Source organism: uncultured Martelella sp. (genome assembly GCF_963677965.2).
Taxonomy (GTDB): domain Bacteria; phylum Pseudomonadota; class Alphaproteobacteria; order Rhizobiales; family Rhizobiaceae; genus Martelella; species Martelella mangrovi.
The window spans coordinates 1,685,614-1,709,285 of the sequence record NZ_CAXXFM010000001.1; the positions used below are offsets into that span (position 1 = coordinate 1,685,614).

The window sequence follows — 23,672 nt, forward strand, 5'->3', positions numbered from 1 at the left end:
TGTTACTGCTCCTCAAGCATCGCGGGCCATCAGCAGCGCCGGACCGCTTGTCATGCTGAAAGTTCCAAGCCGGACGAAACCGGCTTTCTCGTAGGCGCGGATCGCCGCCGCGTTGTCGGGATGCGGATCGACGAGGACGCGCTTTGCGTCTTTGTTCAGTGCCCGCTCCGCCATGGCGGAGACGAGACGGGTTCCAAGTCCCTTGCCGATCATCCCGGCCGGGCCGATAAACTGGTCGATCCCGAACGTGCCGGCGGGCTGTTTGGCCAGTGCCGGCTCTTTTTCACGCTCGCCATCGAGATCGCAGAGCTGGATGTAGCCAAATGGCGTGTCGTCCAGCAAAACGACGAAAGGCGAAACGGTCGGGTCATCGAGATGCGCACGCATCTGTTCCACCTGCTTTTCCGCCCGTTCCCACCATGCCGCAACATGCGGCGCGGCAAGCCAGCGGGCCATCAGTCCGAGGTCGCTTTCGGCAAGCGGCCTGAAACTTATGGTCCCGTCATGCGGCATCCAGCGTTTCCACGATGATATTGCCGTTGGTGTAAACACAGATTTCCGAGGCGATCTCCATGCCCCGGCGCGCCACCTCATCGGCGGGCTTGTCGCTGTCCATCAGCGCCCAGGCGGCCGCATAGGCATAATTGCCGCCCGAACCGATGGCCATGACGCCGTGTTCGGGTTCCAGCACATCGCCGTTACCGGTCACAGCCAGCGTGATGTCCTTGTCGGCGACCAGCATCATCGCTTCCAGATTGCGCAGATATTTGTCGGTCCGCCAGTCCTTGGCGAGTTCCACGCAGGCGCGCATCAGCTGATCGGGATATTGCTCCAGCTTGCGCTCCAGCCGCTCCAGCAGCGTGAACGCATCAGCGGTGGCGCCGGCAAAGCCGGCAATGACATTGCCCTTGCCGATGCGGCGCACCTTGCGGGCATTGCCCTTCATCACCGTCTGGCCGAGCGAGACCTGGCCGTCGCCGGCCATCACCACCTTGCCGTCCTTGCGCACGGTTATGATGGTGGTCGCGTGCATGGTGCCGAAGGGATTGTGTTCGCTCATGATAAAAACCTCGCTTACGGCTTCGCAAAAGCGCACGAAGCCCTGTCCGGCACCCTATGTAGGCAACCTTGCCACATTTGCAATCCGTGAAGCTCGGCTCAGGCCATCACTTGCGGTTTCTTGCGGCTCTGGGCGATGATCATGCCGACCAGAATGAGCGCCAGACCGGCAAGTCTCAGAAGGGGTTGCCCTTCCACGCCTTCGACCACATCCATGACCGCGCTCATGAACATCTGGCCGCCGATGATCAGCACCGCGGTATTGACCGCGCCGATCTTCGGAATGACCCAGGAACCGGCCGCCACGAAGATAACGCCGATGGGCCCGGCAAGGTAGCCGTAAAACGGCACCTCGGAGACCGTCGGCGGAATAAGACCGCCAATGACGACGGCAACCACGCTGACGGTGATGAAGCCGACGATGTGATTGTAAAACGAGGACATCATCGGCGAGGTCGAAACACTGAGGCGGCCATTGACCTGACGGCTGATGCCGACAAGCACGCCGGCAGTGACGGCAAAGATGATCGAGAAAATCATGCCTGCGCTCCCCCTGACATGATGACGAGAACGCTGCCCGCCAGAATGAAAATGACGGCCGACAGGTCCCTCAGGTCAAGCCGTCTGGCGGGAAGGCCGAAAAGGCCCCACTGGTCGGCGGCAAGCGAAAACAGCACCTGTCCGCCAAGCCCGAGCGCAATCGCACCGGAAAGCGCCAACGGCGAATTGACGGCAAGCGAGGCGGCAACAACCGTGGCAGCGCCGGAAACCCCGCCGAGATAGCCCCACCATGGCACGCTGATTTTTTCGGCTTTCGGGGTATTTTCTTCGCTTTCGCGTCTGCGGAAACGGAGGAAGACCAGGATGGCGATCGCAGCGACCGTGCCGCAGCCATGGCCGGCCCAGGAGGCATACATGGGCGACCCGTAAAGCGCGACGGTCGCATTCAGATGGGTCATGACGGCCATGATGCAGCCGGCCGCGAAAGCGGCAAGGAAATAGATGATCGAAGGACGGGTGGAGGGCATTTGAGGGACTTTCGGGCGGGGCTGTTTGTTTTCCCTTAGCGGAGAAATGACAACCAGGAAAGCAATGACTTTCCTAAACTGCGTTCTGTCATTCCCAGCGCTAGAATTTCCGATGCCGCCCTAACCGCGCATGTTCTCAAGCTTGGCGCGTGCGTCTATTTTCTTGCAGAATTCTGTTTTAGCGTCCGCGTAGGCGTGGGTGTTAGACACGAATTCCTTCGCCAGTCCGAGCTTAAGTGCTTCATATTCTCGACGCGCGTCTGCGTGTGCTCGCAAGTAGTCGCGAAATCTCAAGTGCCGTTTCATGTTTTCGTTGTCTCTTGCGAACATATGGACGTTTCGTGATTTGCTCCCTTTCATCTTGAAATAATGTCGCCCTGCGATGCCTGCCTCGCCCCGGTACTCATATCCGAGGTCCTGCATTGGTCCAACGCATGCGAATCCGCTTTCGAAACTGGGGACGATAGGCATAAGATCAATGGTTGGCTTCGCCCGAAGCTCAGGGATTGAAGTGCTTCCGATATGTTCCACCCGAAGCACGGCAGCGCACGCTACCTCAATCTCCGCGATTGCAACTCCCGCCTCCACCAGCCAAGAAGGATCATGGGGCAGGAGTTCGATGAGTCTGTTTCCGGGGGGCATAGCGTCACTCTCGTTCCGATATCCGGGGCTGGAAAAAGGGGGTGGTCGGCAAAAGCATGAATGATCCGGGCCTTGATAGTCTCCTTTGAAAGCCTGACCGTGACGGAGGCATCCTGGGCAAGGACTTGCCTGTCTTTTTCGTTGGCTTTCATCATCGATGTCTATCCCGATCACGGCAGAAAGCTATCACACCGTGACTGGGCAAGACAGACGGCCACTCTCCGCTTTTCTTTTGCGCTTGCCGGGCCTGCCTGTTAAGAAACGACCAGACCGCATATGATGGAGAAAGAAGATAAGCATGGCTGCCGAGACCGAAGCCCGCCGCGCGGAAGTCGCGCGCAAGACCAGGGAAACCGCGATTTCCGTTACCGTCAATGTCGACGGCACCGGTGACGCGCGGATTTCAACGGGAATCGGCTTTTTCGACCATATGCTCGACCAGCTTTCACGCCATTCCCTGATCGACATGACGATCGAGGCGAAGGGCGATCTGCATATCGACGATCACCACACGGTGGAAGATGTCGGCATCGCCATCGGACAGGCGCTGGCAAAGGCGCTCGGGGACCGGGCGGGCGTGAACCGTTACGCCTCGATCGACCTTGCCATGGACGAGACCATGACCAAGGCCGCACTCGACCTTTCCGGCAGGCCTTATCTTGTCTGGAACGTCGCCTTCCCGTCGGAAAAGATCGGCACATTCGACACCGAACTGGTGCGCGAATTCTTCCACGCCTTCGCCCAGAATGCCGGTATCACGCTGCATATCCTGAACCATTACGGCGCCAACAGCCACCATATCGCCGAAACCTGCTTCAAGGCCGTGGCCCGCGCATTGCGCGTCGCCGCCGAGATCGATCCGCGCCAGGAGGGACGCGTGCCCTCCACCAAGGGCATGCTCGCCTGAGAGGAGGCAAGATGGCAAGCTATCTCGTCCTGATCCCGCCCGGCGACAGCGACCCGGCGAAGATCCGCTTCGTCTCCGACCGGTTCGCGTGGCTCGCCTTTCTGTTCGGTCCGTTCTGGCTTCTGGCAAACCGCGCCTGGCTTGCCGGTTTGCTCACGCTTGCGCTTTCCATTATCTTCGGGGTTGCGGGTTATTTCGAAAGCCTGTCGCTTGCCTCAAGTGTGGCCTCTCTGGCGCTCAACCTGCTGATCGGGTTCGAGGCGCGCGAATGGAAAGCGCTCGCCATGGAACGGCGCGGTTTCACGCTTGACGACGTGGTGGTCGCACCGGATATCGAAACAGCGGAAGCAATGTATTTCGCGGATCGCGCCGACCATAGGCCGGTTACCGATTTTGCCCCCGGCCTTGCCGGCAATCACGGGTCGAGCCCCTCCGGCATCGGCCTGATGGACAGCTATTCAGCAAGATGACGACCATGAAAGTTGCGATTATCGATTACGGCTCGGGCAATCTGCGCTCGGCCACCAAGGCCTTTGAACGGGCCGCGCGCGAAAGCGGCACTGACGCCGAGATCATCCTGACCGACAAGGCGGAGATCGTGGCCGCCGCCGACCGGATCGTGCTGCCAGGCGTTGGCGCCTATGCCGATTGCCGGGCGGGCCTCGATGCCGTGCCGGGCATGGTCGAGGCCATCCGTGAAGTGGCCGAGGAAAAGGCGCGCCCCTTCCTTGGCATCTGCGTCGGCATGCAGCTGATGTCCGAGCGCGGCCTTGAAAAGACCGTCTCGGAAGGCTTCGGCTGGATTGCCGGCGACGTCACCGAAATCACGCCCGCCGACCCCGAGCTGAAAATCCCGCAGATCGGCTGGAACACGCTGACGCTCAACACGCCGCACCCGCTGTTTAACGGCATTGCGACCGGCGAGACCGGCTTGCACGCCTATTTCGTGCATTCCTACCACCTCGCCGCCAAACGGCCCGAACAGGTGATCGCCACCACCGATTACGGCGGCCCCGTCACCGCCTTCGTTGCCGAGGGCAACAAGGCCGGCAGCCAGTTCCACCCGGAAAAGAGCCAGACGCTCGGCCTGAAGCTGATCGCCAATTTTCTGACATGGACGCCCTGAGCCTGCCCCTCCTGTATCGAAAGACTGAAGCCAGATGATCCTTTTCCCCGCCATCGACCTGAAAGACGGCCAGTGCGTGCGCCTCAAGCTCGGCGACATGGAGCAGGCGACGATCTATAATCCCGATCCAGCCGCTCAGGCCAAGGCCTTTGAAGACCAGGGCTTTACCCATCTGCATGTGGTGGACCTCAACGGTGCATTTGCCGGCGAAAGCGTCAACGGCGATGCGGTCGACGCGATCCTGAAGGCGACGAACAATCCCGTACAGCTCGGCGGCGGCATCCGCTCGCTCGAACACATCGAAAACTGGCTGTCGAAGGGCCTTGCCCGCGTCATTCTCGGCACCGTTGCCGTGCGCGACCCGGAACTGGTCAAGGCCGCCTGCAAGGCGTTTCCCGGCAAGATCGCCGTCGGCATCGACGCACGCGGCGGCAAGGTGGCCGTCGAAGGCTGGGCCGAAGCTTCCGAGCTTGAGGTGGTCGAGCTTGCCAAGCGTTTCGAGGGCGCGGGCGTTGCCGCGATCATCTACACCGATATCGACCGCGACGGCGTTTTGTCCGGCATCAACTGGGATTCGACCCTTTCGCTCGCCGCCGCTGTCAACATCCCGGTCATCGCCTCGGGCGGTCTCGCCTCGATGGACGATATCGCCCGCATGACCAGGCCCGACGCCCAGATTCTCGAAGGTGCAATCTCCGGCCGCGCGCTTTATGATGGCCGCATCGATCCGGCCGAAGCGCTTCAGATGCTGAAAGGTCAATGAAACGAATCGGTTACGAGAATATCCCTAATGCCTTGTTTTAAAGGTATGAATCTTGAAATCAGGGGTGTTTCGCGCTATATATGGTTCAAGTGGATTGGGGTTTCTCGGTCGGCGTTAGGCTTCGGAGTATTCCGGGGCCTAAAGCTTTTTTATGGCCCATAAATGGTTGAAATCGCCTTGGACACGCCTTTGGGCTTCCTGAGTTTCTGAAATTTCGGTTCGATGATTGCAAATGCCTTGTTGGGCTGAGCGGGACGGAGATATTTGAGCCCGGTGGGACGCGCAGTCAGATCGGCAATCTGCAGACCGGTCGAATTTGCTCTCTTGTCCCCGAACACGATATTGAACCCGGGAAATGTCTGCCGATAGCTGTTTTGTCCGTCGGCAATCCTCCTGAACTCCAGTTCGAGATCAATGTCCTCTTTATTCCCTCTTTTCTCGAACACGAAGAAATAGCGTTTCTCTTGAACTTGCCTCTGCCTGAGAAACCGGAAAATCTCCTCGACAAGAAATCTCAATGCCAGGGAATAGGGGTTTTCCTGAAGCAGTTCCGATTTCAGTTCACGCTTGTCGATCACGACACTGAATATTCTGAACCGGGCCGTCTGGACCGCATGCGACATGTCGGCGAGAAAAGCCGTGCGGGTATCGGCATTGGTCAGAATGGAAAACGGCCCGAACTGCTTTCGTATATCCCTTTCATGGAGTACGACCATGTCATGCCCGAAATGGCGGAACTTGACGGTTTGAAAGGCCGGGACAATTTTTCGGCAATAATCGGAAATTCGGAAGCCGCAGATATTCAGAACGAAAATTGGATACTCGGCGTCAACAGAGACCAGAGAGTGGTCTCCGCTCTCATCCGCATAGAATATGTACTCGCCATTTTCGATCATGGGCTCTATTAAGCTATTGCAATTTCGAAACTGCAAGAGGTTCTGTTTTGACTCTCAAAGCCCGTGTCATCCCCTGTCTCGACGTCAAGGACGGCCGTGTCGTCAAGGGTGTGAACTTTGTCGATCTGATTGATGCCGGCGATCCGGTGGAGGCCGCGCGTGCCTATGACGCAGCCGGCGCCGATGAACTGTGCTTTCTCGATATCACCGCCACATCCGACAATCGCGAAACGATCTTCGACGTCGTCACCCGCACGGCGGAACATTGCTTCATGCCGCTGACGGTGGGCGGCGGGGTGCGCACGGTAGCCGATATCCGCAAGCTTCTGCTCTGCGGCGCCGACAAGGTGTCGATCAATTCGGCAGCGGTGAAGAACCCGGATTTCGTCGCGGAAGCCGCCGACAAGTTCGGCAATCAGTGCATCGTCGTCGCCATTGATGCCAAGCGGCGGACCGAAGCCCCGAAGGATGGCGAAAGCGCCTGGGAAATCTACACCCATGGCGGCCGCCAGCCGACCGGGATCGACGCGGTCGAATTCGCACGCAAGGTCGTTGCCCGGGGTGCCGGCGAAATCCTGCTGACCTCGATGGACCGTGACGGCACCAAGTCCGGTTTCGATCTGGAGCTGACGCGCGCAATCGCCGATGCCGTCCCGGTTCCCGTCATCGCATCCGGCGGCGTCGGCAATCTCGATCACATGGTCGAGGGCATTCGCGACGGCCATGCCACGGCCGTGCTTGCCGCCTCGATCTTCCACTTTGGTACCTATTCCATCGGCGAGACAAAACAGTATATGGCTGATCACGGCATCGCCATGCGTCTCGACTGAGGCGGGGAGGGAAAAGCATGTCCGAATTCACACTCGCCGATCTCGAGGCGATCGTCGCCAGCCGTGCCACGGCCTCGCCGGAGGAAAGCTGGACGGCGAAACTCGTCGCAAAAGGCCAGCGCAAGGCCGCCAAGAAGCTGGGCGAGGAAGCGGTCGAGACCGTGATTGCCGCGATTGCCGAGGACCGCGAAAACCTGACCGGGGAGACCGCCGATCTTCTCTATCACCTGCTTGTGGTGCTGAAGATCGCCGATATTCCGCTTTCCGATGTCATGGATGAGCTGGCACGGCGCACCGGCCAGTCCGGTCTTGCCGAAAAGGCCGGGCGCGCGCCTTCATGATTCCTGAATTCCACGACACATTTCTCGAGGTGAATGCGGGCGAGGCGCTGGCCGACCCGGTTTCGCCCTATCGCTTCTTCTCGGCGGAAGAATGGTCGCGCTTTCGCGCCGACACGCCGCTGACGCTGACGGCGGAAGAAGTGCGCAAGCTGCGTTCGCTCAACGACCCGATCGAGCTGGAGGAGGTGCGCCGCATCTACCTATCGCTGTCGCGGCTTCTGTCCACCCATGTGGAAAGCTCGCAGATGCTGTTTCGCCAGCGCAGCCGGTTCCTGAGCTTCGGCGAGCAGGACAGCAAGACGCCTTTCATCATCGGCGTTGCAGGCCCCGTGGCCGTCGGCAAGTCCACCACCGCGCGCCTGCTGAAACAGCTGCTTGCCCGCTGGCCTTCAAGCCCCAAGGTCGATCTCGTCACCTCCGACGGCTTTCTGTTTCCCAATGCCGTTCTGGAGATGGAAGGGCTGATGCGCCGCAAGGGCTTTCCCGAAAGCTTCGACACGGCGGCAATCCTCAGGTTTCTCTCCGCGATCAAGGCCGGCATGCCGAATGTGAAGGCGCCGCTTTACTCGCATCTGAGCTATGATGTGATGCCGGACAATTTCACCACCGTCGACCGACCCGATATCCTGATTTTCGAGGGCATCAACGTGCTGCAGGCCCGCAGCCTGCCCGCCGGCGGGCGTATGGTGCCGATGGTTTCGGATTTCTTCGACTTCTCGATCTATATCGACGCCGATATCTCGCTGATCCACCACTGGTATATCGAGCGTTTCAAAAAACTGCGCAACACCGCCTTCCAGGACCCGGCCTCCTATTTCCACCGCTATGCGCAGCTTTCGGAAAAGGACGCGCTGTCGACGGCGGAGGATTTGTGGAACAATATCAACCTGAAAAACCTCGAGGAGAATATCCTCCCCACCCGCCCCCGCGCCGACCTGATCCTGCGCAAGGGCCAGGACCATCTGGTGGAAACGGTGGCGCTGAGGAAATTGTGAGCGCGATTGCGCCGGAATGTGGGACAAAGCCTCTTTGAGGGCTGCGCCTGTTGGTCAAGGCCCATCCCTTTTGCGTCACCCTCGGGCTTGACCCGAGGGTCCAATCACCTCTGTCGCGAGAAGCGTCAATGGTCCTTGCGGCGCGTATCGTAATGGCTGAAGACCACAGCCAGTGCCAGTCTTGCGGAAAGAGCCTGGATCCTCGGGTCAAGCCCGAGGATGACGCTACAGAGATGGAGAACTTACCCGCCGCAGCGTCAGATTGATCCGCCCACCATTCTTCAAAAGCGTCGAGGTGCCGGGATAGGTGCGGGTCACGCCGTGATAGGCAAGCCGGCTTTTGCCGGCAAGCAGCACGATATCGCCGCTTGCCAGTTTCAGCGACACGGCCTTGTCCTTTCGGTCCGTGCCGCCGACACGGAAAAGGCAGGTATCGCCGAGCGAGATCGAGAGCACGGGGGCTGAAAAATCGGCCTCGTCGCTGTCCTGATGCATGCCCATTTTCGCCGTATCGTCATAGAAATTGATCAGGCAGGCTTCCGGCGGTTCGCGATAGCCGGCAAGGTCGCGCCAGAGTGCTTTAAGCCGTTCGGGCATTTGCGGCCACGGCCTGCCGGTGACCGGATGGGCCGCCTGATAGCGGTAGCCGCGTTCCTTGTCGGTAACCCAGCCGAGCGGGCCGCAATTGGTCATGCGCACGGACATCGGCTTTCCCGTATGCGGCATGGCCGGCACGTAAAGCGGGGCCTCTGCCACCACGGCGCGGATGTCTTCGACCAGCGCCGCCTGTGCGGCGCGGTCGAGATAGTCCGGCAGATAGCGAAAGCCTTCGGGCAGGCCGGGCTTGTCAGCGCTCATGGCTCACTCTTCGGGCGCGGGCTTGCCGCGCATCTTCTTGATGGTTGACCGGCCGGCCTTTGCCTTCAGCCGCCGCTCGATCGAGCCGCGCGTCGGCTTTGTCTTGCGCCGTTTCGGCGGCGGCGGGGCGGCAGCGGCCAGGATCAGTTCTCTCAGCCGCTCGCGCGCCGCCTCGCGGTTGCGCTCCTGGCTGCGATGGGCGTTGGCCTCGATCATCAGGACGCCCTCCTTGGAGACCTTGCGGCCGCCAAGACGCATCGCATTGCGCTTCACCCGCTCCGGCAGGGAGGGCGAGGCGGCAAGGGGAAAGAACAGCTGAACGCCGGTCGCCACCTTGTTGACATTCTGCCCGCCGGGTCCGCCGGACAGCACGAACTGCTCGGTCAGTTCCCAGCCGAGAATGGTGATACGGTCGTTGATGATGAGGTCACGCGATGCCATGGCTGGCGTTATCTCACGCCGCCCCCTGCCCTTCAAGGCCACACGCTTGACGTGGACGGAAAAGCGGCCTACTGAGCCGTTACGGCAAGGGACGCCGGCCGCCCGCGGGTTTTTGAGAAACCCATGGTGAAGTTCCCCTTGAACCGATGAGCGATGTTTTGAAAACCTTGCGCATTCGCGGTTTTGGCAATGCGGGCACCGAAACACCTGACAGGCGAATGCGAAGGAAAGACTTCGCCATGCCCAATTTATCCAATGCACCCCTGCCAGCGCTTGAGGCCGTCAAGGATCAGGCCAAACGCCTGCGTGCCCATCTTGGCCGCGAGGGTGAGACGATCACCCATTCGCGCGCGCTGGAACTCATTGCCGCGCAATACGGCTTTCGGGACTGGAACACGCTGCACGCCAGGATCGGCAACCGCCCGCCGCTTAATCCGTGGCTGCTCGGTTCACGCGTTTCGGGAACCTATCTCGGCCATGCCTTCAACGCCGAAATCATTTCGGTGAAGGCGTTTTCAAACAAGCCGGGGCATTATCGCCTGACGCTGAAATTCGATGACGCCGTCGATGTGGTGACCTTCGACAGTTTTTCGGCCTTCAGGCGGCGCATCAACTGCACGGTTGACGAGACCGGCCGGTCACCGGCGAAAACCTCCGACGGCAGGCCGCATGTGGAACTTGCGTGGTAGAGCCTGCCATTCCACACGCGAAAAAACGGAAATGCCCGGCGCCAGACGGCAACCGGGCATTTCACACGCTCCTCCTGCGTATGGTTTTCAGGCCGCCGCCATCATTTTCGGCGATGCCGCCTTCACGCCGGCGTCCACATGGGCTTCAAACTTGGCGAAATTGTTGACGAACATGTCCACCAGTCTTGCCGCCTGCGCGTCATAGGCGGCGGGATCGCTCCAGGTGCCGCGCGGGTTCAGGATGGCCGCGTCGACACCGGGAATTTCAACCGGTACCTCGAAACCGAAATTCGGGTCCGTCCGGAATGTTGCGCCGGAAAGCCTGCCGGCCAGCGCCTCGGCCAGCATGGCGCGGGTCTGGCGGATTGGCATGCGGCTGCCTGCGCCATAGGCGCCGCCGGTCCAGCCGGTATTGACCAGCCAGCACTGTACCCCGTGCTTTGCAATCAGCGATTTCAGCAGATTGCCGTATTCAGCCGGATGACGCGGCATGAAGGGCGCGCCGAAGCATGTCGAAAAGGTGGCTTCCGGCTCGGTCACGCCCTTTTCCGTGCCGGCCACCTTGGCGGTGTAGCCGGACAGGAAGTGATACATCGCCTGCTCGGGCGTCAGCTTGGCGATCGGCGGCAGAACGCCGAAGGCATCGGCCGTCAGCATGATGATCGTCTTCGGGTGCGGCGCAAGCCCGGTGCGCGAGGCGTTGGGAATATAATCCAGCGGATAGGCGCAGCGGGTGTTTTCCGTCAGCGACCCATCATCGAAATCCGGCACCCGGTTCTCGTCGAGCACGACGTTTTCCAGAACCGTGCCGAAACGCTTGGTGGTGGCGTAGATTTCCGGCTCGGCTTCGGCCGAAAGCCGGATGGTCTTGGCGTAGCAACCACCCTCGAAATTGAACAGGCCGTTTTCACCCCAGCCATGCTCGTCATCGCCGATCAGCGTGCGCGAGGGATCGGCGGAAAGCGTGGTCTTGCCGGTGCCCGAAAGACCGAAGAACACCGCCGCGTCATCCGCCGCGCCGACATTGGCCGAGCAGTGCATCGGCATCACGCCGCGGGTGGGCAGAAGATAGTTGAGGGCGGTGAACACCGACTTCTTCATTTCACCCGCATAGGATGTACCGCCGATCAGCACCAGGCCATTTTCAAGATCGCAGGCAATCACCGTTTCCGTGCGGCAGCCATAGCGCTTGGGATCCGCCGCGAATGTGGGCAGGTTGATGATGGTGAGCTTCGCCTCGAACGTTTCGAGATTGTCGCGCTCGGGACGGATCAGCAGGTTGCGGATGAACTGGGCATGCCAGGCATATTCGGTGATCACCCGTGTGGGCAGGCGGTTTTCGGCGTCGGCGCCGCCGATCAGGTCCTGCACGAACAGCTCCTTGCCGCGCGCATGATCCAGCATGTCGGCCTTCAACAGTTCGAAATGCTCCGGCGACATCGGCTTGTTGTTATCCCACCAGATCTGGTCCCGCGTGCTGTCGTCACAGACGATGAACTTGTCCTTGGCAGAACGCCCCGTGTGCTGGCCGGTGAGCGCGCGCAGCGCCCCGTCTGCCGTCAGGACCGCTTCGCTGCGGCGAAGCGATTCCTCGCACAGTTCCGGCGGCATCAGATTGTAGTAAATGCCCGCCAGATCCTTCAGACCCGTATTTTCAACCGGAAAACGACGATTGTAGATTCCATGCTCCACCATGCGAAATGCCTCTCCAAACAAAATCTAATTTTTTAAAAACATATTAAATTTGTTCGCATCCGACAACAGGAAATCTGACAAAATATAATAATATCATGCGTTTAATCGATTAAAGAAAATTAGCGTTTTGCATGTTTTCCGGATTCTGAAGGATTCTCAGGCTGTTAACCGGATCGGGCAGCGGCACTTGAAATTCGATTTGATTCAATTGAACGCCCGCTTTGGTTGATCTTGCCACAATTTGTTCCAGTTTTTTTCCAACAAATGCTAGAAATCGCGAGACGGAGAACAATCTTGCCGTCCAAAGACCATAAAACTGCAGTCAGGGAGCCCCAAATGCAGACAATCGCGCTCGTGGATGACGACCGGAACATTCTGACCTCGGTGTCGATTGCGCTGGAATCCGAAGGTTATCGTGTCGATACCTATACCGATGGCGCCACGGCCCTGACCGGGCTGCAGGCCAATCCGCCGCAGCTGGCCATCTTCGACATAAAGATGCCGCGCATGGACGGGATGGAGCTTTTGCGCCGCCTGCGCCAGAAATCGGACATTCCGGTGATCTTCCTGACCTCCAAGGACGAGGAGATCGATGAGCTCTTCGGCCTGAAGATGGGTGCCGACGATTTCATCACCAAGCCGTTTTCCCAGCGGCTTCTGGTGGAGCGCGTGCGCGCCGTGCTGCGCCGCGTTGCCGCCCGCGAGGCCGCCATTGCCGGCGGTGGCAAGCCCGCCGAGGGCGAGGCCAACCGGCCGCTGGAACGCGGGCCGCTGGTGATGGACCGCGAACGCCACACCTGCACCTGGAAGGGCGACCCGGTCACCCTGACGGTCACCGAATTTCTGATCCTGCATTCGCTGGCCCAGCGCCCCGGCGTGGTCAAGAGCCGCGATGCGCTGATGGATGCGGCCTATGACGATCAGGTCTATGTCGACGACCGCACGATCGACAGCCACATCAAGCGCCTGCGCAAGAAATTCAAGCTGGTTGACACCGATTTCGATATGATCGAAACCCTTTACGGCGTCGGCTATCGTTTCCGCGAAGCGGCCTGACAAGGGGCCGTGGCGCCGGAAGCGTGATGCGTGCGACCACACTCAGAACGCATTCGCGGGCTTCATAGAGGCTTGAACAGCCACCGCAGGCAGGGCGAAGATTGACGAACACCAGCGATAAAGCCGAGAGCAGGAAGCCGGGCAGGCGCTGGCGCAAGCCGTTTGCGGTGATGCGCTGGGTTCTGGCGTCGACGGTGTTTTCCAGCCTCAACTGGCGTATCCTGTTCTTCAATCTTCTGGCGCTGTTCTTTCTCGTCGGCGGGATTCTCTATCTCAACCAGTTCCGTGAAGGGCTGATCGATGCCCGCGTTGAAAGCCTTCTGACCCAGGGCGAGATCATCGCCGGCGCGATCGCCTCATCGGCCTCGGTCGAAACCGATACGATGACGATCGACCCGCAGAAGCTTCTGGAACTGCAGGCCGGCGAAAGCGCGCGGCCCACCTCCAGCGACGAGGATCTGCGTTTTCCCCTCAACCCGGAAAAGGTCGCGCCGATCCTGAGGCGGCTGATTTCGCCGACCCGTACACGCGCCCGGATCTACGATCCCGATGCCAATCTGATCCTCGATTCACGTTATCTCTATTCGCGCGGGCAGGTGCTGCGCTACGATCTGCCGGACACCGCGCAGACGACGACGGAAAGCATTTCCGACAGGCTCGGCAATCTGATGAACCGGTTCCTGCAGCCGGGCAACCTGCCGCGCTATGAAGAGGCCCCCGGCGGCGATGGCTCAATCTATCCGGAAGTCACCAAGGCGCTCGATGCCCAGCGCTCGGCCGTCGTCCGGGTGACCGACAAGGGCCGGCTGATCGTCTCCGTGGCGGTTCCCATCCAGCGTTTTCGCGCCGTGCTCGGCGTTTTGCTGCTGTCCACCCAGGCCGGCGACATCGACAAGATCGTCCACGCCGAACGGATCGCGATCATCCGCGTCTTCGGCGTCACGGCGCTGGTCACCATGATCCTGTCCTTCATGCTGTCGTCGACGATCGCAAGCCCGCTGCGCCGCCTGTCGGAGGCTGCGGTCCGGGTGCGTCGCGGCGGCCCGCGCGAACGCGAGGAAATCCCTGATTTCTCGGCCCGACAGGATGAGATCGGGCACCTTTCCACAACGCTGAGGGAAATGACCACGGCGCTTTACGACCGGATTGATGCGATCGACAGCTTCGCCGCCGATGTTGCCCATGAGCTGAAAAACCCGCTGACCTCGCTTCGAAGCGCGGTCGAGACCCTGCCGCTTGCCAAGACGGAAGAGTCCAAGGCCCGCCTGACCGAGATCATCCAGCATGATGTGCGCCGTCTCGACCGGCTGATCAGCGATATTTCCGATGCATCGCGGCTTGATGCCGAACTGGCGCGCGAAGACGCCAAGCGCTTTGACGCGGAGGTCCTGCTCAAGGACCTGATCACCATTTCGCGCGAGACCGGGCGACGCCACAAGCCGGTCGAGATCGGCTTTTCCATCAGCCCCGAAAACCACAGCAAGGGCGCTTTCGAGACATTCGGTCATGACCTCAGGATCGGCCAGATCGTCACCAATCTGATCGAAAACGCCCGTTCCTTCGTGCCGGAAACCGGCGGCCGCATCGATGTGACGCTGACGCGCGCGCGCAACCAGATCATCATCACCGTCGACGACAACGGACCCGGCATCCGCCCGGATGCGGTGGAACGTATTTTCGAGCGCTTCTACACCGACCGCCCGGACGGCGAGGCCTTCGGGCAGAATTCCGGCCTCGGCCTTTCCATTTCCCGCCAGATCGCCGAAGCCCATGGCGGCACGCTGACGGCGGAAAACATCATCGATCCGGACAGTGCCCCGGATAGCGATGCCGGCGACGACCCCGATGACACCAACATCAAGGGCGCCCGCTTCACCCTCACCCTGCCGGCTGCCGGCGGCAAGGCGCAATGACGGCGCTGCAGAATGCCAACCGGCATGCGACCGCGATCGTCCTCGGCTCCACCGGTATCCTGATTTGCGGGCCGTCCGGCGCCGGCAAGAGCGAGCTGGCGCTTGCCCTGCTGCACGCCGCCCGCCGGGACGGGCTTTTTTCCGCGCTGGTCTCGGATGATCAGGTGCTGATATCGTCGGCCGGGGGGCGGGTGATTGCCGCCACGCCGCCTGCGATTGCCGGGCTGATCGAAATCCGCGGCTCCGGTCTTGCACCTGTTGAGCATCTCGACTGCGCCGTCATGGATTTTGCGCTCACCCCGGTATCCGCCGAAAACGCCGTCCGGCTGCCGCCGTTTGACAGCCGGTTCGACCTCGGCGCGGGCATCTTCCTGCCGCAGGCTTTCCTGCGCTGGCCCGCGCCCGATCCGCTTTCAAAGCTTCTGGCGTTGTGCCCCGGCCTTGAGACCGGGCGCCCTGCACGGCCTTCGCCAGCCGGAGAAGATCCGTAATACCAGGAGTCATCTCGTTGCCGGCTTGTGGTCGCCTTGCATCATCGCCATCCGCCCGTCTGTTTTCATGTGGTATTTTAGCCGTTTTGGCTTGCACTTCGCGCCCGCTTCGACAAGATGCGAAAGAAGGCGGACAAGGTTGATTGTTGTGTAAGGAGCAGGGTGAAGATGATCGGACTGGTGCTTGTGACCCATGGCGGCCTGGCGGACGAGTTCCGGCTGGCGGTTGAGCATGTTGTCGGGCCACAGGACGCCATCGAGACCGTTTCGATCGGCCCGGAAGACGACATGGACCGGCGCCGCGACGACATCCTCAACGCCGTCGGCAATGTCGACAGCGGCAATGGGGTGATCATCCTGACCGACATGTTTGGCGGCACGCCCTCCAATCTGGCTATTTCGGTGATGAACAACGGTACGATCGAGGTGATTGCCGGCGTCAACCTGCCGATGCTGATCAAACTCGTGGCGGTGCGTGCCGATAATGACATGGCCAAGGCGCTTGCCGAGGCGGAAGATGCCGGGCGGCGCTACATCAATGTCGCAAGCCGCGTCCTGAGCGGGAAATAACAGCATCGATGGAAGAACCGGTCTCGCGTGAACTCACGATCGTCAATCGCAGGGGGCTCCACGCCCGCGCCTCCGCCAAATTCGTGCAGACGGTCGAACAATTCAGTGCATCCGTCAGCGTTGCCAAGGACGGGATGACGGTTGGCGGCACCTCGATCATGGGGCTGATGATGCTGGCTGCCAGCATTGACAGCACGATTATCGTTTCAGCGGCCGGCCCCGATGCACAGGCCGCGCTTGATGCCATCGAGGCGCTTGTGGCCAACCGGTTCGGCGAGGAGCACTAGAGTAGAGAGTCCTTCAGCCGGCCGGAAACCAGCTCGTGTCAATGCGGGTATGGTGGTCGACGAAATCGCAGAGCCGGACCAGCTCGTCTTCCTTCAGCACTTCGACCGTACCGTTTTCACGCCGGATCAGCCCGTCCTTCTGCAGCGCCGTGAAGGAGCGGCTGACATAGACATTGGTCAACCCCAGAACGTCGGAAATCTCCGTCTGGTTAAGCGGCAGCCGAAAGGTGGTGGTCATCATCTTGTTGGCAATCCGCAGGCGGGCCATCAGATCAAGCAGGAAATAGGCGATCCGCTCGCGCGCGTTCATCCGGCCGTTGGCCCGCAGAAAGTCGGTGAGGACCACTTGGTTGCGCACTGCAAGCGCAAACAGAAGGGCCGCCAGCTGCGGCGCGCTGGTGAACACCTCATCCAGATCCTTTTTCGGGAACGGACAGAGCAGAACATCCTCCGCGGCCCGCAAAACCGTGGTGCGTTCATTAAACGCGATATCGGGAAAGCCGATGATATCGCCCGGATGGTGGATTTCGACAATCTGCCGCCTGCCGTCCTTCATGTCGGCATAGCTGTAGAGCCAGCCGTGCCGGACCACATAGAGATTGGCGTTGCGCTCACCGGCCTGGTGAATTTCAACACCCTTCTGATACGCCCGCTCTTCGCGCTCGAGACGCGCGATATTGTCCAGCGAACACGGACTGAGCGGCGCATAATGCGACAGTTTCTGCGTCAAACAGCTATCCTGGCTCATCTTCCCCAACCTCCCAAAATGCGGCAAGACGCCCAAAGAGATTCAAATCCCGGCAAAAATGGCGTGCCGGGGCCGCCACCGCAACGGAAAACTGACCGGTTTTGTGCAGCTGGTGACTTTATTTAACAAAATCGTCCGATTTCAAACCAGTTTAATGCAGGCACAGGCCAAACAGGTCAGATACGGGGTTACCACGAGGAGACCCTTCATGTCCGAAGCCCGCCCAACGCGGCGGAAGGGGACGCATCAAGTGTCCTCCGCCATAGCCATTATCGATCCATTCTGCCTGACGCCCTCAACCACAAAAGCACTCGACACCGAACAGGTCGGCGGCACCGAAGCCGTTGTTCTCAGGGTTGTACAGGCCCTCAGTGACAGTTTTCATTTCCATTTCTACCAGAATGGCCGGCTTGACATGGACCGCGACGACTGCGGCCTCTACCGGCCGCTCGATACCGTCAGTGCCGCAAATCTCGCCGGCGTCAACAGCATCATTGTCATCAATTCCTGGAAGACCGCGCTGAAGGCGCGCAAGCTCAACGCCAACTGCCCGGTATATCTCTGGTCACACGCCCATCCCGGCCGCCACAACCGCCGCATGGGCGAAGCGCTGGCCGATGCGGGTATCGAGATCATCTGCGCCTCGCGCGCCCATGCAGACCATGTCACCCGCTTTCTTGTTCCGGAAAACCGCCGCCTGCCGAAAATCGGCTGGATCTATTCGCCGGTCGAAGACGATCTTGTGGCCGACAATACCCCGCGCGACCACGACCGGCTGCTGTTTCCCGGCATGCCGCTGAGGGGAATTTCCGAAATTCTGGCGACATTCAACGCCGTCAGACAGGACCGGCCAGCCCTCCAGCTCGATATTGCCGAACCTGCCGGCCCGGTGTGGTCGGGCAGCTTCCCGCCGTCCGGCGTGAACTTTCTCGGACGGCTTTCCAGAAGCGCTATGATCGAGCAGATGCGCCGTTCGCTCTGCGTTTTCTACCCGCAAACCCGCCACGACGACCCGTTCAACATGCTGCTTGCCGAAGCCAATGCCGTGGGCACGCCGGTCATCGCCCAAAAGGGGCTCGGCGCCCATGATGAAATTGCCGGAACAGCCGGGCAGACGCTGGATACCAATGACCTGAAGGCCGTTGGCGAACGGCTCGACATGTGGCGCCTTGCACAGCCGGCAATCGACGTGCCGCCTGCCTTGCGGATGACGGCCGTGGCCGCCGCATGGCATGAAAAGCTCGGGGAAAGAACGCTCGGCAGGCCGAATCCGCCAGGTGTCGTGCCGCACGGCCTTTCATCCCGACCGGCGGCAGCGCCGGAAAAATAACCGGCCGTCCGTCGCCCGCGATCCGGTGACCCGCCGCGGTTTCTTCTTCAAATGCAAAAACGCCACGCACCGGTCACGATGCGTGGCGTTTTGCTGTGGTTCCGGCCGCCTCAGCCGACGTGACGCAGGTCCTCTGGCAGGAGAGCCGACGGCATGCTCTGGTAGCAGACCGGGCGCAGGAAGCGGCGGATTGCCATGGTGCCCACCGATGTGGCGCCGAAATTGGTCGAGGCGGGATAGGGTCCGCCATGGACCATGGCATCGGCCACCGCAACGCCGGTGGCAAAGCCGTTGGCCAGCAGGCGGCCGGCCTTGCGCTCCAGCATCGGCACCAGGCTGCGGGCAAATTCGGTGTCGTCGTCGTCCATATGCAGCGTGCAGGTGAGTTGCCCCTCCATCCGTTCGGCGATGGCGCGCATCTCCTGCGCATTGGCCGCCATCACCACGATGCCGAGCGGACCGAAAACCTCATGCGCCAGCGCCGGATTGGCGAGAAAATCCTTGCCGCTGACGGTAAACAGCGCCGGTGCGCCCTCGCGCCCCTCGCAGGCGGCCTGCACCAGCGTCTTGACGCCGTCTGTTCCGGCAATCTCCGTGCGTCCGCGGCGGAACGCATCGGCAATGCCCTCGGTCAGCATCACCGACGGCCCGACCTCGCCAAGCGCCTTTGCGGCCGCTTCGGCAAAACGGTTGGATTCCGGCCCCGCCAGCGTGATTGCGATGCCGGGATTGGTGCAGAACTGGCCGACACCCATGGTGAGCGAACCGGCCCAGCCCTTGGCGATTTCCTCACCGCGGTTTGCCAGAGCATCGGGCAGCAGGAAATTCGGATTGACCGAGCCAAGCTCGCCGAAGAACGGAATCGGCTCGTCGCGCTGGGCGCAGAGGTCGAACAGCGCCCGGCCGCCGGCAAGCGATCCGGTAAAGCCGACCGCCCTGATCAGCGGATGGGTGACAAGGGCCGAACCAGCCTCGCGGGATGCGCCCTGCAGCAGCGAGAACACGCCCGGATGAATGCCGCATTTTTCCGCAGCCGCGGCAATCGCTTCGCCCACGATCTCGGCCGTGCCGGGATGGGCCGGGTGCCCCTTGACGACAACCGGGCAGCCGGCAGCCAGTGCAGACGCCGTATCGCCGCCGGCGGTCGAAAACGCCAGCGGGAAATTCGACGCGCCAAAAACGGCAACCGGACCGATCGGCCGCTGTACCATTTTCAGGTCCGGGCTGGGCGGCGTCGCATCAGCATTGGCGGGATCATGCCGGCGATCAAGATAGTCCCCATCGAGAATATGGCGTGCAAACAGACGCAACTGACCGGTGGTGCGCCCGCGCTCGCCCTCGAGGCGCCCGGCGGGCAGGCCGCTTTCGGCCGAACCGATTTCGGTGATGTCGCTGCCGCGCTTTTCGATCTCGTCGGCAATCTTGTTCAAAAACGCCGCACGCTCCTGCCGGGTCGAATAGCCGTAGGTCCAGAACGCCGCCTCGGCGGATTTGACGGCCTGATCGATCCGCTTTTCATTGGCTTCGCAGAATTCGAGCGGCTCGCCGCTGGCGGGTCGGGATGTGAAGGTAACATCCGTCGCCAGCCATTCGCCACCGATCAGATGTTTGCCATGCGGTTCAAAAGTCATAGTGAATTCTCCTCGGGAGTTATTCTTCAATACCCGGACAATGCCGGTTCAAATGAGATCGCGTTCGGAAAGGTTTGTCATCAGCGCGCGCACGCCGAATGTCCAGGGCGCGCATTCCGTCGAAAGCCGGACGGTGTTTTCAAGGCAGCCGAGACCGGGCGCGGAAATCGCCACCCTGTCGCCCGGCTTGTGGGTAAAGCCCTCACCCGGCAGATCGCGGTCTTCGGTCGGGGCGAACAGCGTGCCGAGATAGAGCATGAAGCCGTCGGGATACTGGTGATGCCGGCCAATGGTCTGGCGGACCAGGGCTTCGGGATCGCGGCTGATTTCCGCCATCGATGAATGCCCCGTCATCGTGTAGCCGTCTTCTCCCTCGACTGTCAGGGTCAGTTCGGCGCGGCGGACATCGTCGAGCGTGAACTCGCCATCGAAGAGCCTGATCATCGGGCCGATCGATGCGGATGCATTATTGTCCTTCGCCTTGCCGAGCAGCAGCGCCGAACGTCCCTCGATATCGCGAAGATTGACGTCGTTGCCAAGCGTTGCGCCGACAATTCTGCCGGCAGACGACACGGCGAGAACCACCTCCGGCTCAGGATTGTTCCAGTGCGATGCCGGATGCAGGCCGACCTCGGCGCCCGGCCCCACGGCCGAAAGCGCCTGTGCCTTGGAAAATACCTCCGCATCCGGGCCGATACCGACCTCGAGATACTGGCTCCACAGCCCCTCGCCGATCAGCGCCTGTTTGGCGGCCTCGGCTGCCCTGGACCCTGCTTCGATGTTCTTCAGGCTGTCGCCGATGGCCGCGCCGATACGCGCACGAATGGCTTCTGCCTTGCCGGGATCACCCGCCGCCTTTTCCTCGATCACCCGTTCGACCATCGAGCGGGCAAAGGTAACGCCGCAGGCCTTGACGGGTTGAAGGTCCGAGGGGCACAGAAAGTGGATACGGCTCTCATCGCCGGGCGCGGCTTCGGCGATTTCCTCCAGCATGCCAAGCCGGAAACCGGGGGCCTCGATCACATAACCCGCCGGATCGTCCATCTCGCAGATATCGCGCACAAGCGGCGCAACCTCGGACGTGATGTCATAAACCGCGCCGCCGCGCAGGGTTACGACGGCCGGCCCTTTTGCCTCGGGCAGAAAAACGCGTCCGAGCCAGACGCCGTTTTCATCATCAATGATTGCCATGCCCAAATTCCCCCGTGTCCGGCGCGATGAACGCCGTTTCCGTCCCGGACCCAACGTCTGTTCACACTTAAGCGACAATCAGACGGGTTTCCAGTCTCCGGCGAAATTCGTTGAGGAAAGGCAACCGGCCGGACCGTTCTGCGCCCGGCCGAAAGATTTTCCGGCACCGCCGGTCAGCCGCGGCTCAGGCGACCTTGAGCCTGGTCAGGTGTTTTTCGATCTGGGCAACCGGCTGGTTGGCCAGTTCCTTCTGAATTTCGGTGCGCGCCGTGTCTTTGGTCTGCTGTGTGAGATACGGGCGCAGGACGCCGATCGCAGACGGCGGCGCGATCAGCACATAATCCTCGATCGTCTTGTCATAGACCAGCGCGTTGAGGCGTTCGGCCACACCCTTGAGAAAGTCCTGCTCGGCCTGTTCATGCCAGTCGGTCTCTTCCATGGCACTGCGACCGTCGCCGACCGAGGAATGCGAACGGCCGGGCCGGTCTGTTCCGATCTCGCGCGATGCCGCGTTATTCTGGGCAAAGCGCTCGGCCACGCGCAGCTTCAGTTGCTCGACATCACCGATGTTTTCCATGAACATCGCCTGCGCACCATCGCACACGATCACCCAGGATTTCGACGGAACTTTAAACATGGCCATAAGCCAACCTCCTTTGTAAATGCCGATGACATGCCTGAACAGCAACCGATCAGACGGAAACGTTGTTCCTCAAAAAGATGGCATAATTTGCGTTTTGTCATTTTTACCCGCACGGTCCTCTGCCATGCGTCGGGCTTAAAGGCGCTGCAGTGGGAACAGGTCGTGGATATTTTTCGGCAATGTCCCGCGCGGTGTTGCAAATCTGGTCTATGCTATCGTCAGATCGCATGACGCGCCCTATGTGAAGGGCAGGCTGTCCTGGCGCGCGGTCGAGCTGATCAAGGAGGACCCCGGCTCGGACGCGATATTGCCCGGACTGATCGAACAGGCGATGCTTGCCCTGCTCGATGACTTTTTCGCACTCGCACCGTCTGTGGAGGTTTGAGGTCGCAGGCGATCATTCAGGGGTCCGCAAGGACTGGCAAGAGAGGGACACATCATGAAACGACTTGCTACATTGACCGGCGCGCTCGCGATCACCGCCTTCGCGTTTGCCGGAACCGCCGCGGCCGATCCGGTCGTGGTTTCCTCCAAGATCGACACGGAGGGCGGCGTTCTCGGCAACATCATCATTCAGGCGCTTCAGGCCAACGACATTCCGACCGAAAACAAGATCCAGCTTGGCGGCACGCCGATCGTGCGTCAGGCAATCACGCAGGGCCAGATCGACATCTATCCGGAATATACCGGCAATGCCGCCTTCTTCTTCAACAAGACCGACCTGCCGGTCTGGAACAAGCCCGAAGCCGGCTATGAAGAGGCCAAGAAGCTCGATTACGACGCCAACAAGATCGTCTGGCTGACCCCGGCGGAGGCCAACAACACCTGGGCGATTGCGCTACGCAAGGATGTCGCCGAGCCGAACAACCTGTCGACCATGAGCGAGTTCGGCGCCTATGTCGCCGATGGCGGCACGGTGAAACTTGCCGCATCCTCCGAATTCGTCACCTCGCCGGCGGCCCTTCCCGCCTTTGAGAAAGCCTATGATTTCGACCTGGCCTCCGGCCAGTTGATCCAGCTTTCCGGCGGCGACACGGCGGCCACCATTGCCGCCGCCGCCAAGCAGACCTCCGGCGCCAATGCCGCCATGGTTTACGGTACCGACGGCGGCATCGCCCCTTCGGGTCTGACGGTGATGAAGGACGACAAGGGCGTTCAGCCGGTCTACCTTCCCACCCCGATCATCCGCGAAGTGCGGCTCGAGGAATATCCGCAGATTGCCGATATCCTGAAACCGATCTTCGAAGGTCTGACGCTTGAAACCCTGCAGAACCTCAACGGCCGCGTCCAGGTCGGCGGCGAACCGGCCGATGCGGTTGCCAAGGACTATCTGACAACGAACGGGTTTTTGAAGTAAGGCCGGAATCGGCGGCAGAGCCCCCAAAGCAATCGCTCTCGTCAGGAGCCGGCGATTGTGTGGGGCGGGCAATTTCGCTCCATATACTCTCTCCCGCTTGCGGGAGAGATGCCCCGAAAGGGGCAGTGAGGGTGAAGCAGCGTTTCGAAATCGTGACGGTGTCCGTGTGGATAGCCTCCCCCCTC

29 protein-coding genes are annotated in these 23,672 nt (G+C 60.9%); 16 read left to right on the forward strand and 13 right to left on the reverse strand.

Features of this window, described 5'->3' with window-relative positions; all coding sequences use genetic code 11:
* Positions 1 to 12 precede the first annotated feature (12 nt).
* The 5 genes from ACHZCU_RS07985 to ACHZCU_RS08005 form a co-directional block, all read right to left on the reverse strand.
* Entirely contained in the window at positions 13 to 513 is a 501-nt protein-coding gene (locus ACHZCU_RS07985; RefSeq protein WP_319518349.1) for a GNAT family N-acetyltransferase, read from the reverse strand.
* Entirely contained in the window at positions 503 to 1,060 is a 558-nt protein-coding gene (gene hslV, locus ACHZCU_RS07990) for an ATP-dependent protease subunit HslV (RefSeq protein WP_106309441.1), read from the reverse strand. Before hslV ends, ACHZCU_RS07985 begins: the two co-directional genes overlap by 11 nt.
* Positions 1,061 to 1,158: 98 nt before the next feature.
* Entirely contained in the window at positions 1,159 to 1,599 is a 441-nt protein-coding gene (locus ACHZCU_RS07995) for a DMT family transporter (RefSeq protein WP_319518350.1), read from the reverse strand.
* Entirely contained in the window at positions 1,596 to 2,087 is a 492-nt protein-coding gene (locus ACHZCU_RS08000; RefSeq protein ID WP_319518351.1) for a DMT family transporter, read from the reverse strand. The genes ACHZCU_RS07995 and ACHZCU_RS08000 overlap by 4 nt, the downstream gene beginning before the upstream one ends.
* Positions 2,088 to 2,207: 120 nt before the next feature.
* Positions 2,208 to 2,729, reverse strand: a complete 522-nt coding sequence (locus ACHZCU_RS08005) for a GrpB family protein (RefSeq protein WP_394706036.1) — start codon at positions 2,727 to 2,729, stop codon at positions 2,208 to 2,210.
* Between the two features lie 298 nt (positions 2,730 to 3,027).
* On the opposite strand from ACHZCU_RS08005, the gene hisB reads away from it, so the two are divergent.
* From hisB to hisA, 4 genes are read left to right on the forward strand one after another with little or no spacing between them, the layout of a single operon-like run.
* Positions 3,028 to 3,636, forward strand: a complete 609-nt coding sequence (gene hisB, locus ACHZCU_RS08010) for an imidazoleglycerol-phosphate dehydratase HisB (RefSeq protein WP_106309130.1) — start codon at positions 3,028 to 3,030, stop codon at positions 3,634 to 3,636.
* 11 nt (positions 3,637 to 3,647) lie between these two features.
* Positions 3,648 to 4,106: a DUF2628 domain-containing protein gene (locus tag ACHZCU_RS08015; protein ID WP_319518352.1), complete on the forward strand. Its 459-nt coding sequence runs from the start codon at positions 3,648 to 3,650 to the stop codon at positions 4,104 to 4,106.
* Between the two features lie 5 nt (positions 4,107 to 4,111).
* A complete protein-coding gene (hisH, locus tag ACHZCU_RS08020; RefSeq protein ID WP_319518353.1) occupies positions 4,112 to 4,762 on the forward strand; it encodes an imidazole glycerol phosphate synthase subunit HisH in 651 nt (216 codons plus the stop codon).
* A gap of 34 nt (positions 4,763 to 4,796) precedes the next feature.
* Positions 4,797 to 5,525 carry a 1-(5-phosphoribosyl)-5-[(5-phosphoribosylamino)methylideneamino]imidazole-4-carboxamide isomerase gene (hisA, locus tag ACHZCU_RS08025; RefSeq protein ID WP_319518354.1) on the forward strand — a complete coding sequence of 243 codons (729 nt, stop codon included), beginning with the start codon at positions 4,797 to 4,799 and terminating at the stop codon, positions 5,523 to 5,525.
* Between the two features lie 149 nt (positions 5,526 to 5,674).
* Here the strand turns inward: hisA and ACHZCU_RS08030 are convergent, their stop codons facing one another.
* Positions 5,675 to 6,421 (reverse strand): DUF3800 domain-containing protein, encoded by a 747-nt coding sequence (locus ACHZCU_RS08030; RefSeq protein ID WP_319518355.1) that lies wholly within the window; start codon positions 6,419 to 6,421, stop codon positions 5,675 to 5,677.
* A gap of 47 nt (positions 6,422 to 6,468) precedes the next feature.
* Between ACHZCU_RS08030 and hisF the strand changes: the two genes are divergently transcribed.
* Genes hisF through coaA form a run of 3 tightly spaced genes read left to right on the forward strand, consistent with a single transcriptional unit; the run spans position 6,469 to position 8,587 of the window.
* Positions 6,469 to 7,251, forward strand: a complete 783-nt coding sequence (gene hisF / locus ACHZCU_RS08035; RefSeq protein WP_319518356.1) for an imidazole glycerol phosphate synthase subunit HisF — start codon at positions 6,469 to 6,471, stop codon at positions 7,249 to 7,251.
* A gap of 17 nt (positions 7,252 to 7,268) precedes the next feature.
* A complete protein-coding gene (locus ACHZCU_RS08040) occupies positions 7,269 to 7,592 on the forward strand; it encodes a phosphoribosyl-ATP diphosphatase (protein ID WP_106309144.1) in 324 nt (107 codons plus the stop codon).
* Positions 7,589 to 8,587: a type I pantothenate kinase gene (coaA, locus tag ACHZCU_RS08045; protein ID WP_319518357.1), complete on the forward strand. Its 999-nt coding sequence runs from the start codon at positions 7,589 to 7,591 to the stop codon at positions 8,585 to 8,587. The genes ACHZCU_RS08040 and coaA overlap by 4 nt, the downstream gene beginning before the upstream one ends.
* Before the next feature lie 225 nt (positions 8,588 to 8,812).
* Here coaA and ACHZCU_RS08050 read toward each other — a convergent pair whose 3' ends face one another.
* Together ACHZCU_RS08050 and arfB are read right to left on the reverse strand one after the other, a co-directional pair.
* Positions 8,813 to 9,445, reverse strand: a complete 633-nt coding sequence (locus ACHZCU_RS08050) for an alpha-ketoglutarate-dependent dioxygenase AlkB (protein WP_319518358.1) — start codon at positions 9,443 to 9,445, stop codon at positions 8,813 to 8,815.
* Between the two features lie 3 nt (positions 9,446 to 9,448).
* Complete coding sequence (gene arfB, locus ACHZCU_RS08055; protein WP_319518359.1) at positions 9,449 to 9,886, reverse strand: alternative ribosome rescue aminoacyl-tRNA hydrolase ArfB; 438 nt, start codon at positions 9,884 to 9,886, stop codon at positions 9,449 to 9,451.
* A 239-nt stretch (positions 9,887 to 10,125) separates the two neighbouring features.
* On the opposite strand from arfB, the gene ACHZCU_RS08060 reads away from it, so the two are divergent.
* Complete coding sequence (locus ACHZCU_RS08060) at positions 10,126 to 10,575, forward strand: glyoxalase superfamily protein (RefSeq protein ID WP_319518360.1); 450 nt, start codon at positions 10,126 to 10,128, stop codon at positions 10,573 to 10,575.
* Positions 10,576 to 10,662: 87 nt separating this feature from the next.
* Here ACHZCU_RS08060 and ACHZCU_RS08065 read toward each other — a convergent pair whose 3' ends face one another.
* A complete protein-coding gene (locus tag ACHZCU_RS08065) occupies positions 10,663 to 12,270 on the reverse strand; it encodes a phosphoenolpyruvate carboxykinase (protein ID WP_106309152.1) in 1,608 nt (535 codons plus the stop codon).
* 336 nt (positions 12,271 to 12,606) lie between these two features.
* Between ACHZCU_RS08065 and ACHZCU_RS08070 the strand changes: the two genes are divergently transcribed.
* From ACHZCU_RS08070 to ACHZCU_RS08090, 5 genes are all read left to right on the forward strand, one after another.
* The gene (locus ACHZCU_RS08070; protein ID WP_106309155.1) at positions 12,607 to 13,326 is read left to right on the forward strand and encodes a response regulator transcription factor; all 720 of its coding nucleotides are present in this window, start codon (positions 12,607 to 12,609) and stop codon (positions 13,324 to 13,326) included.
* A gap of 170 nt (positions 13,327 to 13,496) precedes the next feature.
* Positions 13,497 to 15,239, forward strand: coding sequence for a sensor histidine kinase (locus ACHZCU_RS08075; RefSeq protein ID WP_319519765.1), 1,743 nt, complete (start codon positions 13,497 to 13,499; stop codon positions 15,237 to 15,239).
* The gene (locus ACHZCU_RS08080) at positions 15,236 to 15,730 is read left to right on the forward strand and encodes an HPr kinase/phosphorylase (RefSeq protein WP_319518361.1); all 495 of its coding nucleotides are present in this window, start codon (positions 15,236 to 15,238) and stop codon (positions 15,728 to 15,730) included. The genes ACHZCU_RS08075 and ACHZCU_RS08080 overlap by 4 nt, the downstream gene beginning before the upstream one ends.
* A 168-nt stretch (positions 15,731 to 15,898) precedes the next feature.
* Entirely contained in the window at positions 15,899 to 16,300 is a 402-nt protein-coding gene (locus tag ACHZCU_RS08085; protein WP_106309163.1) for a PTS sugar transporter subunit IIA, read from the forward strand.
* Positions 16,301 to 16,308: 8 nt separating this feature from the next.
* Complete coding sequence (locus ACHZCU_RS08090; RefSeq protein WP_106309166.1) at positions 16,309 to 16,587, forward strand: HPr family phosphocarrier protein; 279 nt, start codon at positions 16,309 to 16,311, stop codon at positions 16,585 to 16,587.
* Positions 16,588 to 16,600: 13 nt separating this feature from the next.
* Here ACHZCU_RS08090 and ACHZCU_RS08095 read toward each other — a convergent pair whose 3' ends face one another.
* On the reverse strand, positions 16,601 to 17,317 hold the full coding sequence (locus ACHZCU_RS08095; protein WP_319518362.1) for a Crp/Fnr family transcriptional regulator: 717 nt from the start codon (positions 17,315 to 17,317) through the stop codon (positions 16,601 to 16,603).
* Between the two features lie 268 nt (positions 17,318 to 17,585).
* Between ACHZCU_RS08095 and ACHZCU_RS08100 the strand changes: the two genes are divergently transcribed.
* Positions 17,586 to 18,665, forward strand: coding sequence for a glycosyltransferase (locus ACHZCU_RS08100; RefSeq protein ID WP_319518363.1), 1,080 nt, complete (start codon positions 17,586 to 17,588; stop codon positions 18,663 to 18,665).
* Positions 18,666 to 18,775: 110 nt separating this feature from the next.
* Here the strand turns inward: ACHZCU_RS08100 and ACHZCU_RS08105 are convergent, their stop codons facing one another.
* From ACHZCU_RS08105 to ACHZCU_RS08115, 3 genes are all read right to left on the reverse strand, one after another.
* Positions 18,776 to 20,296 (reverse strand): aldehyde dehydrogenase (NADP(+)), encoded by a 1,521-nt coding sequence (locus ACHZCU_RS08105; protein ID WP_319518364.1) that lies wholly within the window; start codon positions 20,294 to 20,296, stop codon positions 18,776 to 18,778.
* Between the two features lie 48 nt (positions 20,297 to 20,344).
* Complete coding sequence (locus tag ACHZCU_RS08110; protein WP_319518365.1) at positions 20,345 to 21,487, reverse strand: fumarylacetoacetate hydrolase family protein; 1,143 nt, start codon at positions 21,485 to 21,487, stop codon at positions 20,345 to 20,347.
* Positions 21,488 to 21,671: 184 nt separating this feature from the next.
* Complete coding sequence (locus tag ACHZCU_RS08115; protein ID WP_319518366.1) at positions 21,672 to 22,130, reverse strand: host attachment family protein; 459 nt, start codon at positions 22,128 to 22,130, stop codon at positions 21,672 to 21,674.
* Positions 22,131 to 22,371: 241 nt separating this feature from the next.
* Here ACHZCU_RS08115 and ACHZCU_RS08120 point away from each other — a divergent pair, with 241 nt between their 5' ends.
* Positions 22,372 to 22,515: a hypothetical protein gene (locus tag ACHZCU_RS08120; RefSeq protein WP_319518367.1), complete on the forward strand. Its 144-nt coding sequence runs from the start codon at positions 22,372 to 22,374 to the stop codon at positions 22,513 to 22,515.
* 54 nt (positions 22,516 to 22,569) lie between these two features.
* Positions 22,570 to 23,487 carry an ABC transporter substrate-binding protein gene (locus ACHZCU_RS08125; RefSeq protein ID WP_319518368.1) on the forward strand — a complete coding sequence of 306 codons (918 nt, stop codon included), beginning with the start codon at positions 22,570 to 22,572 and terminating at the stop codon, positions 23,485 to 23,487.
* Positions 23,488 to 23,672: the final 185 nt, after the last annotated feature.

Coding starts and splice junctions, on each gene's coding strand:
- ACHZCU_RS08085 (WP_106309163.1), top strand. CDS start 15,899: ATGATCGGACTGGTGCTTGTGACCCATGGCGGCCTGGCGGACGAGTTC.
- ACHZCU_RS08125 (WP_319518368.1), top strand. CDS start 22,570: ATGAAACGACTTGCTACATTGACCGGCGCGCTCGCGATCACCGCCTTC.
- ACHZCU_RS08090 (WP_106309166.1), top strand. CDS start 16,309: ATGGAAGAACCGGTCTCGCGTGAACTCACGATCGTCAATCGCAGGGGG.
- ACHZCU_RS08115 (WP_319518366.1), bottom strand. CDS start 22,130: ATGGCCATGTTTAAAGTTCCGTCGAAATCCTGGGTGATCGTGTGCGAT.
- hisH (WP_319518353.1), top strand. CDS start 4,112: ATGAAAGTTGCGATTATCGATTACGGCTCGGGCAATCTGCGCTCGGCC.
- ACHZCU_RS08110 (WP_319518365.1), bottom strand. CDS start 21,487: ATGGCAATCATTGATGATGAAAACGGCGTCTGGCTCGGACGCGTTTTT.
- ACHZCU_RS08000 (WP_319518351.1), bottom strand. CDS start 2,087: ATGCCCTCCACCCGTCCTTCGATCATCTATTTCCTTGCCGCTTTCGCG.
- ACHZCU_RS08015 (WP_319518352.1), top strand. CDS start 3,648: ATGGCAAGCTATCTCGTCCTGATCCCGCCCGGCGACAGCGACCCGGCG.
- ACHZCU_RS07995 (WP_319518350.1), bottom strand. CDS start 1,599: ATGATTTTCTCGATCATCTTTGCCGTCACTGCCGGCGTGCTTGTCGGC.
- ACHZCU_RS07985 (WP_319518349.1), bottom strand. CDS start 513: ATGCCGCATGACGGGACCATAAGTTTCAGGCCGCTTGCCGAAAGCGAC.
- ACHZCU_RS08105 (WP_319518364.1), bottom strand. CDS start 20,296: ATGACTTTTGAACCGCATGGCAAACATCTGATCGGTGGCGAATGGCTG.
- ACHZCU_RS08060 (WP_319518360.1), top strand. CDS start 10,126: ATGCCCAATTTATCCAATGCACCCCTGCCAGCGCTTGAGGCCGTCAAG.
- arfB (WP_319518359.1), bottom strand. CDS start 9,886: ATGGCATCGCGTGACCTCATCATCAACGACCGTATCACCATTCTCGGC.
- coaA (WP_319518357.1), top strand. CDS start 7,589: ATGATTCCTGAATTCCACGACACATTTCTCGAGGTGAATGCGGGCGAG.
- ACHZCU_RS08040 (WP_106309144.1), top strand. CDS start 7,269: ATGTCCGAATTCACACTCGCCGATCTCGAGGCGATCGTCGCCAGCCGT.
- hslV (WP_106309441.1), bottom strand. CDS start 1,060: ATGAGCGAACACAATCCCTTCGGCACCATGCACGCGACCACCATCATA.
- ACHZCU_RS08070 (WP_106309155.1), top strand. CDS start 12,607: ATGCAGACAATCGCGCTCGTGGATGACGACCGGAACATTCTGACCTCG.
- ACHZCU_RS08065 (WP_106309152.1), bottom strand. CDS start 12,270: ATGGTGGAGCATGGAATCTACAATCGTCGTTTTCCGGTTGAAAATACG.
- ACHZCU_RS08075 (WP_319519765.1), top strand. CDS start 13,497: ATGCGCTGGGTTCTGGCGTCGACGGTGTTTTCCAGCCTCAACTGGCGT.
- ACHZCU_RS08050 (WP_319518358.1), bottom strand. CDS start 9,445: ATGAGCGCTGACAAGCCCGGCCTGCCCGAAGGCTTTCGCTATCTGCCG.
- ACHZCU_RS08005 (WP_394706036.1), bottom strand. CDS start 2,729: ATGCCCCCCGGAAACAGACTCATCGAACTCCTGCCCCATGATCCTTCT.
- hisA (WP_319518354.1), top strand. CDS start 4,797: ATGATCCTTTTCCCCGCCATCGACCTGAAAGACGGCCAGTGCGTGCGC.
- hisB (WP_106309130.1), top strand. CDS start 3,028: ATGGCTGCCGAGACCGAAGCCCGCCGCGCGGAAGTCGCGCGCAAGACC.
- ACHZCU_RS08080 (WP_319518361.1), top strand. CDS start 15,236: ATGACGGCGCTGCAGAATGCCAACCGGCATGCGACCGCGATCGTCCTC.
- ACHZCU_RS08030 (WP_319518355.1), bottom strand. CDS start 6,421: ATGATCGAAAATGGCGAGTACATATTCTATGCGGATGAGAGCGGAGAC.